Genomic DNA, 16,462 nt, shown 5'->3' with positions numbered 1-16,462 from the left:
GAGAGTCGTCGATGACCGCTGCCCCGGCCCGAATAGTCCTCGACCCGCTGGCCCGTGACAACGCGGCCGAGGGCGCGCTGCTGCGGGCCGCCGGCCCGGTGGTGCCGGTCGAGCTGCCCGGCGGGGTCGCCGCCTGGGCGGTGACGCAGCACGCCGCCGCGCGCGACCTGCTGACCGACGCCCGGCTGGTGAAGGACGCCGCGCACTGGGCGGCCTACCAACGCGGCGAGGTGCCGAAGACCTGGCCGCTGATCGGCCTGGCGGTGCCCGGCCCGAGCATGGTGACCACGGACGGCGCCGCGCACCGCAGGCTGCGGGCGCTGGTCGCGCAGGCCTTCACCCCGCGCCGGGTGGAGCTGATGCGTCCGCGCGTCGAGGAGGTCACCCACGCGCTGCTGGACGCCCTGGCGGCGGGCGAGCCGGTGGTGGACCTCAAGACGGCCTTCGCCTTCCCGCTGCCGATGACGGTGATCTGCTCGCTGCTGGGCGTTCCGGAGTCGGACCACGGCCTGCTGCGCGACCTGTACGAGCGGTTCTTCGGCATCAAGCCGAACCCGGAGGGCATCCAGGCGACCGTGGCCGCACTGAACGCCTTCGTCAACGGTCTGGTGGCGCAGCGCCGTTCGGCTCCCGGCGAGGACCTGGCGAGCGTGCTGCTGGCGGCCGACACCGAGGGCGGGGCGCTGACGGACGCGGAGGCGGCGGCCACCCTGCGGGTGATCATCGCGGCCGGTCACGAGACCACGGTGAACCTGATCGGCAACGCGGTGCGGGCGCTGCTGACCCACCCGGACCAGCTGGAGCTGGTGCGTTCGGGTCGGGTCTCCTGGGACGCGGTGGTGGAGGAGTCGCTCCGCTGGACGCCGCCGACCAGCAACTTCCTGTTCCGGTTCGCCGCGCAGGACATCCCGGTCGGCGAGGTGGTGATCCCGGCCGGCGAGCCGGTGCTGGTCTCGTACAACGCGATCGGCCGCGACCCGCTCCAGCACGGGGTGACGGCCGAGGTCTTCGACGTCACCCGGGACCCGACCCGGCACCTGTCCTTCGGCCACGGCCCGCACGTCTGCCCGGGCTCCCCGCTGGCCCGGCTGGAGGCGGGGATCGCGCTGCCCGCGCTCTTCGAGCGCTTCCCGGGGCTGTCGCTCGCGGTGCCGGACGACGAACTGCGGCCGAGCCCCTCGCTGGTGGTGAACAGCCTGCTGGAGGTGCCGATCCGGCTGTTCTGACCGGGCCGGCCCGACCCCTTACCGGACCTGATACGTCGTCATGTCATCGGTCCCGTCCGGGTTTCCGGTCGGGGCCTTCGACTTCTGGCGGTGGCGGTCCGGGAGCCGCCTGGTCGCGGGTCACGGTCGGGACACCGGCTTGTGAAGGTCGAACGTGGACCTTGGCGAGGGGCGGCGGCTGCGTTAACGTCTTCGATCAGTCCGGCCGCCGTTCGCCCGTGATCCCATCCGTGATCCCATCCGTGATTCCTGCAGGCCCATCTCCGGTACAGCGCAATGTCGTTCAGTCCACCGTCGGCAGCACGCCCTGGCGAGGAGAACCGCATTGACCCTCAACCCGACCGCGCGGCAACCGAGTTCCCGTCGCCGTCTGGCCGCCGTGTCCGCCCTGGTGTCCGCGCTGGCGCTGACCGCGGCGTGCTCCAACAGCTCCGGTGGTTCGGGTGGCGGCGGAGGTGGATCGGCCGCGTCGCTGTCCGGTGACTGTGCCAAGTACCAGCCGTACGCCGGGCACGCGGGTACCACCGTGACGGTGTTCGCCTCGATCCTGAGCCCGGAGTCGGACAACCTGGAGAAGTCCTGGGCCGAGTTCGGCAAGTGCACCGGGATCAAGATCAGTTACGAGGGATCGAACGACTTCGAGTCCCAGCTGCCGGTCCGGGTCTCCGGTGGCAACGCCCCGGACTTCGCGATCATCCCGCAGCCGGGCCTGCTGGCACAGATGGTGAAGAGCGGCAAGGTGGTGAAGCCGCCCGCCCAGACCGTCGCCAACCAGGAGAAGTGGAGCCCGATCTGGCGGACGTACGGCTCGGTCAACGGCACGTTCTACGCGGCCCCGATGAGCGCCAACATGAAGTCCCTGGTCTGGTACTCGCCGAAGGCCTTCAAAGCGGGCGGCTACGAGGTGCCCAAGACCTGGGCCGACCTGATGGCCCTCAGCGACAGGATCGCCCAGGCGGGCGGCGCCAGGCCGTGGTGCGGCGGCATCGCCTCCGGGACGGCCACCGGCTGGCCGGCCACCGACTGGCTGGAGGAGGTGGTGCTCGGATCGTACGGCGGCGAGGTGTACGACCAGTGGGTCGGCCACCAGGTGAAGTTCTCCGACCAGAAGATCACCGCCGCGATGAAGACGGTCGCCGACTGGATGCAGAACCCGGCCTGGGTCAACGCGGGCTTCGGTGACGTGAAGTCGATCGCCACCACGACCTTCCAGGACGCGGGCACCCCGATCCTGGGCGGCAAGTGCGCGATGCTCCAGCAGGCCTCGTTCTACGAGGCGCAGTGGCCCAAGGGCACCAAGGTCGGCCCGGACGGGGACGTCTTCGCGTTCCACCTGCCCGCGGTGAACCCGTCGGTCGCCAATCCGGTCGAGGGCGGCGGCGAGTTCCTGGCGGCCTTCTCCGGCCGGCCCGAGGTGCAGGCGGTGCAGAACTACCTGTCCAGCTCGGACTGGGCGAGCAGCCGGGTGAAGACCGCGAGCGGCTGGGTCTCGGCCAACCAGGGCGTGGACAAGAGCCTGTACACCGACCCGATCGACAAGCTGTCGGCCGAGGCGCTGACCGACCCGTCGGCGACCTTCCGCTTCGACGGCTCCGACCTGATGCCGGCCGCCGTGGGCTCCGGGCAGGAGTGGAAGTCGCTGACCGCCTGGTTCGCCGAGGGGCAGTCGATCCAGAAGACCGCCGCCGACATCGACGCCGCCTGGCCGCAGTAGCCGCGAGGCCGGGCCGCTGCCGGCGCGCACCCGGGACCACCTGTCGAGGGCGGTGCGGGGCCACCCACCCGCACCGCCCGCCCCCTTCCCACCACGCCCGAAGGGACGTGCAGCCATGTCCGTACCCGGATTCCCGCCACCCGTTGCCGAGCTGGCCGCCGACCATCTGAACGCCGGGAGACTGGCGGCCGGCGCCTGGACCGACGCGGCGGTCAAGTTCGGCAACACCTTCGGCGCCGTCGCGGGCTTCCTCGGCATCCTGCTGGTGGTCTTCCTGGTCGCCGGCCGCGCCCGGGGCCGCCTGGCCCGTCCGCTGGCGGTCGCGGTGTTCCTCGGCCCGGCGGTGCTGCTGCTGGCCGTCGGCCTGGTCGTGCCGCTGGTCCGCACGGTCTACCTCAGCCTCCAGAACGACGACGGCACCCGGTTCGTCGGCGGCGAGAACTTCGGCTGGGCCTTCACCTCCGACTCGGTGCAGAAGGTGCTGGTCAACACGCTGCTCTGGCTGGTGGTCGCGCCGCTGGTGGCGACCGGGCTGGGACTGGTGCTGGCGTTGCTGGTGGACCGGATGCGCGGCCAGTCGGTGTACAAGTCCCTGATCTTCATGCCGATGGCGATCTCGCTGGTCGGCGCGTCGATCATCTTCAAGTTCGTCTACGAGTCGCGCGGGCCGGGCCAGCCGCAGATCGGCTTGCTCAGCCAACTCGCCGTCGCGGTGGGCTGGGACGATCCGCCGAACTGGTTGCTCTCGCAGCCGCTGAACACCTTCCTGCTGATGGCGGTGATGGTCTGGGTGCAGACCGGCTTCGCGATGGTGGTGCTGTCGGCGGCGATCAAGGCGATCCCGGACGAGGTCGTGGAGGCGGCCCGGCTGGACGGCGCGCGCGGGGTGCGGCTGTTCTGGCACGTCACCGTGCCGATGATCCGCACCACGGTGATGGTCGTGCTGACCACCGTCATGATCATCACCCTGAAGGCCTTCGACATCGTCCGCACCATGACCGGCGGCAACTTCGGCACCCAGGTGCTGGCCAACGAGATGTACTCGCAGTCCTTCGTGCAGTTCAACTCCGGGCGGGGCAGCGCCCTCGCGGTGCTCCTCTTCCTCGCGGTGCTGCCGCTGGTGGCCTACAACATCCTGCAGCTGCGGAAGGAGCGTGAGGTCCGGTGACGGGGACGGAAGGCCGGGAGGGGGCGGTGGAGGCGCCGCGGCCGGTGAGGTCCGCGCGGCGGGTGAAGGCGGTGCGGCGGGTGCCGCCGGCGGGTTCGACGGGTCCGGTGGGTCCGGCGGGTCCGGTACGGAAGGCCTTCAGCAGTCCGCTGGCCTCGGTGTTCGTGATCGTGATGACGGTGCTCTGGACGATCCCGACGCTGGGCCTGCTGGTGACCTCGCTGCGGCCCAAGCAGGACGTGACCGCCAGCGGCTGGTGGAACGCCTTCCTCCACCCCGACCTCGGCCTCGGCAACTACCACTCGGTGCTGTTCGAAGGCGGATCCGGCGTCTCCAGCGGCCTGATGCCCTTCCTGGTCAACTCGCTGGCGATCAGCATCCCGGCGACGGTCTTCCCGCTGGCGCTGGCGGCGATGGCGGCGTACGCCCTGGCCTGGGTGCGGTTCCGGGGGAGCGACGCGGTCTTCTTCACGGTGTTCGCGCTCCAGGTGGTGCCGCTCCAGATGGCGCTGATCCCGCTGCTGCGGCTGTTCGCCGGCGGCGCCCACCTGGGCCCGCTGACGCTGATCCCGGCGGTGGACCTGAAGGGCAGCTACGCGCCGGTCTGGTTGGCGCACACCATGTTCGCGCTGCCGCTGGCGGTGTTCCTGCTGCACAACTTCATCGCCCAGCTGCCGCGCGACCTGATGGAGGCCGCGGTGGTGGACGGCGCCTCGCACTTCAAGGTCTTCCGTTCGATCGTGCTGCCGCTGTGCACCCCGGCGCTGGCCTCGTTCGCGATCTTCCAGTTCCTGTGGGTCTGGAACGACCTGCTGGTGGCGCTGACCTTCGCGGGAGGCACGCCGGAGGTGGCGCCGATGACGGTGCGGCTGGCCCAGCTGTCCGGCTCGCTCGGCGGACGCTGGGAGCTGCTGACGGCCGGGGCGTTCCTGTCGATCGTCGTGCCGCTGATCGTCTTCTTCAGCCTCCAGCGGTACTTCGTCCGGGGGTTGCTGGCCGGGTCGGTGAAGGGGTAGCGGGGAGTCCTTGGTGGCGAGGGTGTTCTGAACGCGTTCAGAGTCAACTTTTGAACCTGTTCAGAATGGTCTACAGTCGGCAGCGGCCGGGGCGCCGAGCGCGCCCGCCGGTGGGCCGCCCCCGACGGGTGGGTGGTCTCCGCATGCCCGCCGACCACTGAGGGGGACTCATGTCAGGTCCGTCCATGCCTGCCTCGTCCGATTCGCACGATTCACCTGGTTCAGCCGATTCGGTTGGTTCAGCCGGTTCGGCTGGTTCGGCCGATTCCGCCGAACCGCAGGGGGCGACCGGGGTGCCGGGTCCGACCGGGCCGGCTGGGGCGTCGGGCCCGACCGCGTCGCACAACCCGCATGGCACACCCGGGGCGTATGACCCGTACGACCCGTACCGTGCACCGACGGGCCCCGGCCCGCAGGGCCCGCAGGGGCGACCGGGCCCGGGCCGGGTTCCCGGCACGCCCGTGCCCTCGGCCGGCGCCTGGCTGTGCCACAGCGACCCCGAGCGCCGGACGGTGGCCACGCCGAAGGTCGCGCTGGCGGCCCTGCTCACCGGCCTGCTGACGGCCTGGCTGCTCTACGACGGCCTGGGGCCCAACCTGCTGGTGCTCGGCGCCGTCATCGCCGTCGGGGCGGGGATCACCGCCCGGGCGGCCGGTCGCCGGATCCGGCCCTGGACGGCGGTGTGGAGCCTGCTCGCCCTCGCTCTGCTCGCCGTTCCGGCCTGGCGGGACGCCTCCTGGCCGGCGGCGCTGGCCGCGGTCGGCGCGCTCGCCCTGGCCTCGCTGGCGCTGCACGGCGGCCGCCGCTGGGCGGGTGTGCTGTTCCCGCTGCCCGGCATCCTGTGGCAGCTGGTGCCCTCGGCGGTCTGGGCCTGGGAGAGCATGGACCGGCGGCCGCTGCCCGGCCGCAACCGGGTCGTCCCGGTGCTCAAGGCGCTCGCGGTCGCCGCCGTCCTGCTGACTGTCTTCGGCCTGCTCTTCGCCAGCGCCGACGCGGCCATGGCGGACCTGCTGGGCAGTCTCAGCCCGGACCTCGACCTCGACCAACTCCCGGGGCGCGGCCTGCTGTTCGTTCTCGGCGCGGTGACCGCGCTGGGCTTCGCGCACATGGCCGCCGGCCCGCGCCGCTGGGACCGCACGGTGATCCGGCCGGGCCGGGAGCGGCGCCGGCTGGAGTGGGCGCTGCCGCTGGTCGCGCTCAATCTGATGTTCGGGGTCTTCGCGGCGATCCAGGCCGTGGTGGTGCTCGGCGGTGCGGACGCCGTGCTGGGCAACACCGGGATGAGCCGCTCCGAGTACGCCCGGCAGGGCTTCTGGCAGCTGAGCGTGATCACCGTGCTGACACTGGTCGTGGTGGCGGTCGCCAAGCGGTGGGCGCCGCGCACCACCGCGGCCGACCACCGGATGGCTCGGATCCTGCTCGGGCTGCTCTGCCTGCTGGCGCTGGCCGTGGTCGCCTCGGCGCTCGGCCGGATGTGGTTCTACGTGGACGCCTCGGGGCTCACCCGGCTGCGGCTCTGGGTGCTGGTGGTCGAGGTCTGGCTGGGCGCCGTCTTCCTTCTGCTGATCGCCGCCGGGCTGACCCGCCGCACCGGCTGGCTGCCCCGCGTCGTCGTCCTCAGCGGGATGCTCACCGTCGCGGTCTACGGCCTGATGGGCCCGGACGCGATCGTCGCCGAGCAGAACGTCAGTCGGTACGAGCGGGCGCTGCGGACCGACCCGCACACCGCGGCGATCGACCTGCGCAACGTCCGCCGTCTCTCGGCGGACGCGGTGCCCGCCCTGGACCGGCTCCCCGAGCCGCAGCGGAGTTGTGCGCTGCAGCTGATCGCCTCGGGCCCGGGCGAGGAGTCGAGGTCCTGGTACGCGACCAACCTCGCGGCCGTCAGGGCCCGGGAGATCCTGGCGGAGCGGCCGCTGATGGGCTCGACGGAATCGGGCCGCAACGCCTGCGACCGGGCGGGGCTGCCGTACCGCGACCGGTAGGCCGACCGGGGCGGGGCCCCTCGGACGGCGGCAGGGCCGGCCGGGAGCGTGTTGCTCCCGGCCGGCCCTGGGCTCGTTGCGGCGGTGGTGGCGCCGCGTCGTGGCGGCGTCAGCGCGCCGCGGTGTCGTCCGTCGTGGCGGCGTCAGTGCATGGCGACGGCGGAGGAGCCGCTCGGCAGGTCGCTGGCCTTGGCCTTGATCACGAAGACCGCGACCAGCAGGGCGACCGCCGCGAGTGCGGCTCCCACGATGAAGCCGTGCGAAATGCCCGCGGTCAGCACGGAGTTGGCGGCGTCCGTGCCCTGCGGGAACTCGTGGTGCTGCTGGAGGTAGGCCAGCTGCTCCGGCTTCGCACTCTCCATGAACTTCGGCAGCTGCGCGGTGGCCTCGGCCGTGGCGTAGTGCGCGAAGACCGTGGTCAGGATCGACAGGCCGAGCGAACCGCCGATCTGCTGCATCGAGTTGAGGAGACCGGAGGCGGCCCCGGTCTCCTCGCCCGGGACACCGGCGACGGAGAGCAGCATCACCGGGACGAAGATCAGACCCATGCCGAAGCCGAACACCACCGTGGGGCCGAGTACCCCGTCCAGGTAGCCGCTGTCCTTGCCCATCTGGGTCAGCCAGGTGAGGCCGACGGTGACCAGCAGCGCGCCGCCCGCCATGAAGGGCTTGGGGCCGTACTTGGCCTGGAGGTTGGAGGCGATCTGCGCGGCGATGATGATCGCGACGCTGATCGGGAGGAAGGAGACTCCGGCCTTCAGCGGGCTGTAGCCGAGCGGACCCTGCACGAACAGCACGACGTAGAAGAAGATGCCGAACATGGCCGCGGCCAGGCAGAGCATCATCACCAGGCCGCCGGTGCGGTTGCGGTCGGCGAACAGGTGCATCGGGGTGATCGGCTGGTCGGTGCGGTTCTCGACCACGAGGAAGGCGGCGAGCAGGATCGCGCCGGCCGCGAAGGAGCCGAGCGTGATGCCGTCCGACCAGCCGTCCGAGGCGGCCCGGATGAATCCGTAGACCAGGCCGACCAGGCCGAGCGTCGAGGTGAGTGCGCCGGGCAGGTCGAAGCGGCCCGGGTGGCGCTCGGACTCGGCGATGTAGCGCGGCGCGGCGATCGCGATCAGGATCGCGATCGGCACGTTGACGAAGAACACCCAGCGCCAGTTCAGGTACTCGGTGAGCAGGCCGCCGGCCAGCAGGCCGATGGCGGCGCCCGAACCGGCCACCGCCGAGAACACGCCGAAGGCGCGGTTGCGTTCCGGCCCCTCGTCGAAGTTGGTGGCGATCAGGGCGAAGGCGGTCGGGGAACAGATCGCGCCGCCGATGCCCTGGAGCGCGCGGGCCGCCAGCAGCAGGGTGCTGTCCTGCGCGAAACCGCCGAGCAGCGAGGCCAGGCCGAACAGCAGGGTGCCGAAGATGAACACCCGGCGGCGGCCGAGGATGTCACCCGCGCGACCGCCGAGCAGCAGCAGCCCGCCGAAGGTCAGGGTGTAGGCGTTGATGACCCACGACAGGTCGGTGGTGGAGAAGCCCAGGGCGTCCTTGATGTGCGGCAGCGCGATGTTCACGATGGTCGCGTCGAGGACCACCATGAGCTGGGTGGCCGCGATGACGGTCAGGGTGATGCCCTTGCCCCGCCCCTGGCTCGTCCGCGGCGGCGAGTTCTTGCTGAGCGTGTCGGATATAGCCACGAATGTGCCCCCTGCTGGCTATGTGCTCGGTGGTGCGGCTTCGGCGGAGTCGCCGGTCCGGGTGTGGCCGTGCGCTCTTGCGCGGGCCGGGAGGGAACGGGATCGTTCACTAAGCGGGACGATAACCTGGCTGTGATTGTGAACGCAAGCGTTCCTTAAGGAGGGTGGCGATGGAGCGGTTGGTGCGGCGCCTGATGGCGGACCGGTCCGGTCGGTCGCCGGGAGGTTCTTCGGGAGGGCCGGTGGGAGGCCCGGCGGGTCCGGCGGGTCCGGCGTCGGGGGAGGCGGCCGTTCGACCCCCGGAGGCGGACGCCGGGGCGGTGGCCGCGGGGCGGGGCGCCGGGGTCGGCGCGGAGCCGGGCGGCGGGTCGGACAGGTCGGACAGGTCGGACGGGTCGGGCGTGGAACCGGCCTTCTGTCCGGTGCGGGCCGCCCACCAGGCGCTGAGGCGGCCGGCGCGGCGCCGGGGGAAGGAGTTGGAGAACGCGATCTTCGAGGCCGCGCTCGACCAGCTCACCTCCGGCGGTTACGCGCGGCTGACCATGGAAGGGGTCGCCAGTGCGGCGCGGACCGGGAAGGCCGCGCTCTACCGGCGCTGGGCATCCAAGGACGAACTCGTCATCGACGCCCTGGACGCCACTCTCCCACGCCCTTACGACACCCCCGACCTCGGGTCCGCGCGGGACGAACTCCACCTGCTCGTCGAGGGGTTCACCCAGGCGATGACCTCCCGGGTGGGCTCCGCGCTCAATGCGCTGATGGGTGAGATCGACCACGAGCGGGCCGAGGTCTTCAAGGCCTTCATCACCGACCGGGTCATCGAGCCGACCGCGCGGACCATCCTGGAGATCCTGCGCCGTGGCGCCGAGCGCGGCGACGTCCGGCCCGGCGCCGCCACCCCCCTGGTGGCGGACGTCATCCCGGCGGTGCTGCTCTACCAGGTCAAGATCCGCGGGCTGGAGAGCCTGGGGCCAGGCTTCGCCGGCCGGCTGGTGGACGAGGTGCTGGAACCGATGATCCGGGCCTGAGGCGGCCGGCATCCGGCCCGCGACGGTCGATGCCCGGCGCCCCGGGCCCAGGCGGCCTGGACCCGGGTGGCCTGGGACCGGGCGGCCGGGCTGGCGGGCCCCGCCGGCCCGGCCGACGGCGGCCGCTTCCCGCCGGGAGGCGGACTCGGCGGGCGCGGGCCGGGCTTAGGCTGGAGGCTGCCCCCGCCGAACGGAAACCGCCATGCCCATCGTCCCCCCGACGCACTCCGTCGAACGCTCGCTCCGCCGGGCCGGCGCCAAGATCGTCGTCGGTCTCGACGAGGTCGGGCGCGGCGCCTGGGCCGGGCCGGTCACCGTGGGCGCGGCCGTCACCGGTCTGCGCAAGGCGCCGGAGGGGCTGACCGACTCCAAGCTGCTCACCGAGCTGCGCCGCCGCGCGCTCGCCCCCGTCCTCGCCGACTGGGTCACCGCGTACGCGCTCGGGCAGGCCTCCCCGCAGGAGTGCGACGAGCTCGGCATGACGGCGGCGCTTCGGCTGGCCGCCGTCCGCGCGCTGGAGGCGCTGCCGGTCGAACCCGACGCGGTGATCCTGGACGGCAAGCACGACTACCTCGGTGGACCCTGGCGGGTGCGCACGGTGATCAAGGGTGACCAGTCCTGCATCTGCGTCTCCGCCGCCTCGGTGCTCGCCAAGGTCCACCGCGACGGCCTGATGGCCGAACTGGGCGAGGAGTGTCCGGAGTACGGCTTCGCCGACAACGCCGGCTATCCGTCCCCGGTGCACCGCGCCGCACTGGAGGAGTTCGGCCCCACCGGGCACCACCGGCTCTCCTGGGCGTACTTGGACGCACTGCCGAAGTGGCGTCATCTCAAGCGTGTTCGGGAGGGCGCGGGCGACGGCCGTGGGTCCGCCGACGAACAGCTGACGCTCGGTTTCTGACGATCCGTCTTGAATTGCCCCGGGAGGGGGCGGCGGGATACCGGTGCCCAATGGGTGGGGTGCCCGTGCGCGCCCGACCGGCATTTGATAGATATCCGGGTATGCCTGTCTTCCCCGAGGAGCCGGAGATTCACGAGAGCCTCCCGGGCCCCGGCGTTCCCTTCCCCCGCGAGTCGGACGCACAAGCCCCCGCCACCGCACCCACCACCACCGTCGCCGCCCCGGTTCCCGGCCCCCGTCCGGCGCCCCCGCGCCCGGCCCCGCCGCGTGCCGCCCGTCCGGGCCCGCCGCGACTGATCCCCAAGCCCGGGCCGGCGCCGCGCCCCCCGGCCTCCGCCGCACCGCGGGTGGAGGTCCAGCGGATCGCCGCCACCCCGGCGCAGGCGGTGGAGCGCGCCGACGAGACGGTCGACCTGCTGCTGGAGTCCGGCCGCGACCCCGGCGGCATCCTGGTGCTGACGGTCGGCGAGGCTCACCCGTGGCAGCAGCACGAGCTCTCCTTCGGCGAGGAGCGCTACTGGGCGCAGCTCGCCGAGGGCGGGGACGTGTTCTACGCCGACGCCGCGCTGACCCGTCCGGTCCGCCGCGAGGTGGTCGTCCTGGTGGTCAACGGCGGACCGTCCGCCCGGGCCGCCGAGGCGTACACCGAGGCGCTCGGCCACGCGACCGCGCTGCTGGTGGTCTGCGGCGACGCCGGCCCGGCTGCCGCGGGCACGGCCGGAGCCGCGCCGGGCCGTCCGGTCAAGGCCTGACCAACAGTCGTCCACCCCGGGCCCGGTGCCGCCGTACGGTGCCGGGCCTGGGGTCCGTCCCACGGCGCTCGGCGCCCGGTGTCGACCGCCGGTGGGGCCGGTGGCCCGTGCGGACTCAGCGCGTGCCGGTGCGGCGGGTCGCCTCGGCCGCTGCGACCCGCGCCGGGGCCCAGGGGGCCTCGGACTCGGGGGAGCGTGCCGCGTCCTCGCCGCGTGTGGCCTGCTCGGCGGTCTGCCGGCGGCTGCGGTGGCCGCGCGGGGCGTCCAGTGCCGAGCGCGGCGGCAGTTCCGTGACGGTGTGCACCGGTCCGTCGGCCCACGAGCCCGCGTGCGGGTTGCGTCCGCCCCGTCCGTCCCCGAGGACCTGCCAACCCGCTGGGGTGAGCCCGATGTACGCGCCGCAGCGCAGTCCGTGGAGCACGGACGCGTCTCGCAGTGCCCACATCCAGGCGCCGTCCTGCTCCGTCCAGCCGGGTGCGCCGTCGCGGCAGCGCAGCAGCAGGGCCGTGCGGGTCGGCTCGGACAGCCGCAGGTCGTGCGGAACGATCCGGCGCAGGTGCGTCAGCAGCGCGTTGCGGTGCTGCCAGCCGTCGGTGTCGTGCGGCCAGGGGGTGAACGAGGCCGAGGCGACGAGGCGGTGGAGCGCGTCCACGACGGCGACCACGACGGTGCCCGGCTGGGGCAGGTGGCGCTGGTGCAGTTCCAGGACGAACTCGCGGGGGTCGCGCAGCAACGGGATCCCCGAGGCGGTCCAGGTCTCCAGGTCCAGTACCCGTCTGGGTTCCGGACTCCTGGAGAAGGGATTCTGACCTCGGCCGATACCGTTGATCACGATCCTCCTTCCTGGCCCGTGGGCAGGCGGGTGCCTGGGTACGCCGAAGGGCGGGTCCAGCGGACCGGGTTTCGGGTACCTCCCAATTCTCAGGGCACCGGGGGCAGAGCGGCAACGATGAAATGATGAACGCCACCCGATAGCCCATGGTCTGCCGGATATGTTCCACTGCGGACCGAGCGCCGAGAAGGTGCCTCCGGGCCTTGATCCACAACGCCCGGTGGGCGGGGCGAACCGTCATAGGCATGGTGACCACTCCTTTCTCGGGCCGCTCGACCGGTGTGAGCGAAATCGCTTCGGCTGATCCTTTCCGTTAGGCCGTTCGGGTGAGTCGGTGGGCTGTTTCGACGGCTCTCCGCCGTTCCGTCACCCCTGTACGGCCAGCACCAGCGGCAGCACCGCGCTCGCTCCCGCCCGGCGCAGCAGCCGGGCGGCCACGGTGACCGTCCACCCCGAGTCGACGAGGTCGTCCACCAGCAGTACCGGCCCACCGGCGGCCGCCACCGCCTGCTCCACCTCCGGGGGCAGGACCAGCGCGCCGGCCAGCGAGTGCAGCCGCTGGGCGCTGTTGCTGCGGGCGCCGTGCGGGGGCAGCCCGCCGGCGTAGTCGATCCGGCCGAGCAGCGGAAGCCGCCCGATCTCGGCGATCCGGGCGCCCAGGCTGCCGACCAGCTGCGGCCTGGTCGAGGAGGCCATCGTCACCAGGCCGACCGGCCGCTCCAACCGGGTGCCCTCCGTCGTCGCGGGCCCGGCCCAGCCGCCCGGGCCCCGGGCCCAGTCGGCGAGCACCGCCACCAGCGCGTCCACCGCCTCGCCGGGCACCGGCACGTCCGGCGCCTGCTCGGCGAGCAGGGTGCGCAGCCGGGTGCCCCAGCCGATGTCGGACAGCCGGCCCAGTGCCCGGCCGGTCTCCGCCTGCTCGCCCGCCGGGATCCGGCCCTTGAGCGGCACCCCCAGCGCGTCCATCCCGGTCGGCCACAGTCGGCGCGGCTCGAAGCTCACGCCGGGGCGGCCGAGCGCGGCCCGGGCGGCCGCCAGCGTCTCGGCGGAGACGTCCGGGGTGTGCAGCGGCCCCGCGCAGTTGTCGCACCGCCCGCACGGCACGGCCTGCTCGTCGTCCAGCTGGCGGCGCAGGAACTCCATCCGGCAGCCGGTGCCCGCCGCATAGTCGCGCATCGCCCGCTGCTCCGCCTCCCGGGAGGCGGCGACCTTGGCATAGCGGGCGCCGTCGTACGTCCAGCTCTGGCCGGTGGCGGTCCAGCCGCCCTTGACCCGGCGGACGGCGCCGTCCACGTCGAGGACCTTGAGCATGGTCTCCAGCCGGGCCCGGCGCAGGTCCACCCGGGGCTCCAGGGCGGCGGTGGAGAGCGGCCGGCCGGCCTCGGCCAGGGCGTCGATGGTGCGGCGCACCTGTTCCTCCGGCGGGAAGGCCAACGAGGCGAAGTAGCGCCAGATCGCCTCGTCCTCGCGCCCGGGCAGCAGCAGCACCTCGGCCCGGTCCACCCCGCGGCCGGCGCGGCCGACCTGCTGGTAGTAGGCGATCGGCGAGCTGGGCGAGCCGAGGTGCACCACGAAGCCGAGGTCGGGCTTGTCGAAGCCCATGCCGAGCGCGGAGGTGGCGACCAGCGCCTTGACCCGGTTGGCCAGCAGGTCGGCCTCGGCGGTGCGGCGCTCGGCGTCCTCCGTGCGGCCGGAGTAGGAGGCCACCGGGAAGCCGCGCTCGCGCAGGAAGGCCGTCACCTCCTCGGCGGCGGCCACCGTCAGGGTGTAGACGATGCCCGAGCCGGGGAGCCGCTCCAGGTGGTCGGCCAGCCAGGCGAGGCGGTGGGCGGGGTCCGGGAGGGAGAGCACGCCCAGGGTGAGGCTCTCCCGCTCGAGCGGCCCGCGCAGCACCAGGGCGTGCTCGTCGGTGGCGCCGGTGCCGAGCTGCTCGGCGACGTCCGCCGTGACCCGGGCGTTGGCGGTGGCGGTGGTGGCCAGCACCGGGACGCCGGCCGGCAGGTCCGCGAGCATGGTGCGCAGCCGGCGGTAGTCGGGGCGGAAGTCGTGCCCCCAGTCCGAGATGCAGTGCGCCTCGTCGACCACCAGCAGGCCGGTGGAGGCGGCGAGCTCGGGCAGCACCTGGTCGCGGAAGTCCGGGTTGTTCAGCCGCTCGGGGCTGACCAGCAGGATGTCGACCTTCCCCGCGGCGACCTCCTCCTGGATCGCCGCCCATTCGTCGGTGTTGGCCGAGTTGATGGTGCGGGCGTGGATGCCGGCCCGGCCGGCCGACTCGACCTGGTTGCGCATCAGGGCGAGCAGCGGCGAGACGATCACCGTCGGCCCGGAGCCGCGGGCCCGGAGCAGGGCGGTGGCGATGAAGTAGACCGCGGACTTCCCCCAGCCGGTGCGCTGGACGACCAGGGCACGGCGGCGGTCGACCACGAGGGCCTCGATGGCCGTCCACTGGTCCTCGCGCAGGGCGGCTCCGGGGCCGGCGAGCTCGCGCAGGACGGCCTCGGCCCGCGCCCGGACCTCGGCGCGGTCGGCGGTGGCGGTGGTGTGGATGTCGGGCTGCTGCATGGCGTCCATGTAACCCCGTACCGCCGACAAGCGACGAATGCGGGGGAGGGGAAGCGGGGGAAGGCGGGGTGTATTTCATCCGCCGGCCCGCTGAACGGCAGTCAAAAACCCACTCGTGGGAGGGCGTGTCGCCTGCTCCGAACGAGCGAAGGGAAATTCGGGGGCGGGGTTATCCACAGAAAAAATTCGGTTCCGGCGTCGTCCGCGGATTGCGTCCAGTCTTGCGGCCATGAACGCGATGAACAACGAACACGTCATTCTGTCCCTCGGTCCGGCCTCCGACCACCGGTCGGTCGTCATGCGCGGTCCGGCCGACATGGCCGAGCTGCTTCCGTACTTCCTGGGCTTCTACCCCGACGACAGCATCGTCGCGGTCGGGCTCCACGGCCCCGGCCTCCACCAGGGCGGGGTGATCCGGGCGGACCTGCCGCGGTCGCCCGCGCAGTGGCCGGCCGCGGCGGAGGAGACGGCCGCCCTGCTGGTCGCCCTCTCCGAGCGGCACGGTGCCCGGCCGCTCCAGGTGCTCCTCTACCTCTGCCAGGATCCCGGCACGGCCCACGCCCCGCCGGTGGTGGACGGGCTACGGCCGCTGGCGGAGGCCCTCCGGGCGGCCTTCGGGCGCCGGGGCGTGGCCGTCAAGGAGTCGCTGTGCGTCTCGAACGGCCGCTGGTGGTCCTTCCTCTGCCGTGGTGACGGATGCTGCGACGCGGCGGGCAATCCGGTGCGGCGCGGTCCCGAACCCGGCCCGGCGGCGGCCGCCGCGACGGTCGCCGGCCTGGTGCCGCGCGGCAGCCGGAAGGCGATCATCGGGGGGCTGGACCCGATCGGTCCGCCGGAGGCCTCCGCCCAGCGCGAGGCGCTCGCCCGGGCCGAGGCCGTGGACGCCCTCGCCAGGGAGCAGCGCATCGCCCTGCTCGACCAGGCCGTTGCCGAGTTCCGGGCCGGGGCCAGGGAACTCGATGCGGACCGTACGGCCCAGCTGCTGCTCGCCCTGCGGGACCGCCTGGTGCGGGACCGCGGCGTCGAGTTCGCCCGGCCCGCCGAACTGGCCGCGGCCGAGCGGCTCTGGCGCTTCCTCGCCCGGCGGGCCGTGCCGCCGTACGAGGGCTGCGCGGTGGCCCCGCTCACCCTGCTGGCCTGGACGTCCTGGGTCGCCGGGGACACGGCGACGGCCCGGGTGGTGCTCGGCCACGTCCTGCGGCTCGCCCCGGGCTACCTGTTGGCCGAACTGCTCTACGAGTCGCTCAACGACGGCATGACGCCCGAGGGCCTGTTGACCGCCGTCGAGGCCCAGCGGCGGCGGCGCGAGGAGCCCGAGGTCGCGGCGGCCCCGGCCGGGGGTCCGCGGCCTCCGGTCGGCGGAGCGCCGGGCGACGAGGCTTCCGCGCCCGCCGAAGGGGCGCCGACCGGTGCCGAAGGCCGCCCCGGGCCCGCTGCCCCGGAGGCGGGTGCGGCCCCCGGCGAACGGCCGGGGAGGTCGGCCGGTGCTCGACGGCATCGGCGGGGCGGTCGCCGGAAGGGCTCGTCCCCGGCGGCGGCACCGGCCGACCCGGGCCCGGGCGCGCCCGACGGCCCGGAAGGCCCGGC

At 73.4% G+C, this 16,462-nt stretch carries 12 protein-coding genes; 9 read left to right on the top strand and 3 right to left on the bottom strand.

Annotated elements, in window-relative coordinates; translation table 11 throughout:
• Positions 1–11 precede the first annotated feature (11 nt).
• From ABZ449_RS33725 to ABZ449_RS33705, 5 genes are all read left to right on the top strand, one after another.
• Complete coding sequence (locus tag ABZ449_RS33725; RefSeq protein WP_360353737.1) at positions 12–1,226, top strand: cytochrome P450; 1,215 nt, start codon at positions 12–14, stop codon at positions 1,224–1,226.
• A gap of 325 nt (positions 1,227–1,551) precedes the next feature.
• Positions 1,552–2,940: an ABC transporter substrate-binding protein gene (locus tag ABZ449_RS33720; protein ID WP_360353735.1), complete on the top strand. Its 1,389-nt coding sequence runs from the start codon at positions 1,552–1,554 to the stop codon at positions 2,938–2,940.
• Between the two features lie 115 nt (positions 2,941–3,055).
• Complete coding sequence (locus ABZ449_RS33715) at positions 3,056–4,108, top strand: sugar ABC transporter permease (RefSeq protein WP_360353734.1); 1,053 nt, start codon at positions 3,056–3,058, stop codon at positions 4,106–4,108.
• A gap of 158 nt (positions 4,109–4,266) precedes the next feature.
• Positions 4,267–5,124 (top strand): carbohydrate ABC transporter permease, encoded by an 858-nt coding sequence (locus ABZ449_RS33710; protein WP_360353732.1) that lies wholly within the window; start codon positions 4,267–4,269, stop codon positions 5,122–5,124.
• Between the two features lie 461 nt (positions 5,125–5,585).
• Positions 5,586–7,109 (top strand): DUF4173 domain-containing protein, encoded by a 1,524-nt coding sequence (locus tag ABZ449_RS33705; RefSeq protein ID WP_360353730.1) that lies wholly within the window; start codon positions 5,586–5,588, stop codon positions 7,107–7,109.
• A 143-nt stretch (positions 7,110–7,252) separates the two neighbouring features.
• On the opposite strand, the gene ABZ449_RS33700 is transcribed toward ABZ449_RS33705, so the two are convergent.
• Positions 7,253–8,794: an MFS transporter gene (locus ABZ449_RS33700; protein ID WP_360353768.1), complete on the bottom strand. Its 1,542-nt coding sequence runs from the start codon at positions 8,792–8,794 to the stop codon at positions 7,253–7,255.
• A 482-nt stretch (positions 8,795–9,276) separates the two neighbouring features.
• On the opposite strand from ABZ449_RS33700, the gene ABZ449_RS33695 reads away from it, so the two are divergent.
• From ABZ449_RS33695 to ABZ449_RS33685, 3 genes are all read left to right on the top strand, one after another.
• A complete protein-coding gene (locus tag ABZ449_RS33695) occupies positions 9,277–9,828 on the top strand; it encodes a TetR/AcrR family transcriptional regulator (protein ID WP_360353728.1) in 552 nt (183 codons plus the stop codon).
• A 202-nt stretch (positions 9,829–10,030) separates the two neighbouring features.
• The gene (locus ABZ449_RS33690; RefSeq protein WP_360353727.1) at positions 10,031–10,729 is read left to right on the top strand and encodes a ribonuclease HII; all 699 of its coding nucleotides are present in this window, start codon (positions 10,031–10,033) and stop codon (positions 10,727–10,729) included.
• A 101-nt stretch (positions 10,730–10,830) separates the two neighbouring features.
• A complete protein-coding gene (locus ABZ449_RS33685; protein ID WP_360353725.1) occupies positions 10,831–11,481 on the top strand; it encodes a hypothetical protein in 651 nt (216 codons plus the stop codon).
• 115 nt (positions 11,482–11,596) lie between these two features.
• Here ABZ449_RS33685 and ABZ449_RS33680 read toward each other — a convergent pair whose 3' ends face one another.
• Positions 11,597–12,250, bottom strand: coding sequence for a hypothetical protein (locus ABZ449_RS33680; protein WP_360353767.1), 654 nt, complete (start codon positions 12,248–12,250; stop codon positions 11,597–11,599).
• Between the two features lie 429 nt (positions 12,251–12,679).
• Positions 12,680–14,875, bottom strand: a complete 2,196-nt coding sequence (locus ABZ449_RS33675; protein ID WP_360353723.1) for a RecQ family ATP-dependent DNA helicase — start codon at positions 14,873–14,875, stop codon at positions 12,680–12,682.
• 229 nt (positions 14,876–15,104) lie between these two features.
• On the opposite strand from ABZ449_RS33675, the gene ABZ449_RS33670 reads away from it, so the two are divergent.
• The coding region (locus tag ABZ449_RS33670; protein ID WP_360353721.1) for a DUF4192 domain-containing protein at positions 15,105–16,462 on the top strand (1,358 nt) is incomplete at its 3' end.

The organism is Kitasatospora sp. NPDC005856, from assembly GCF_040629945.1.
Taxonomy (GTDB): domain Bacteria; phylum Actinomycetota; class Actinomycetes; order Streptomycetales; family Streptomycetaceae; genus Kitasatospora.
Note: the sequence above shows the minus strand (reverse complement) of the source record. Positions and strands in the feature narration are given on the sequence as shown.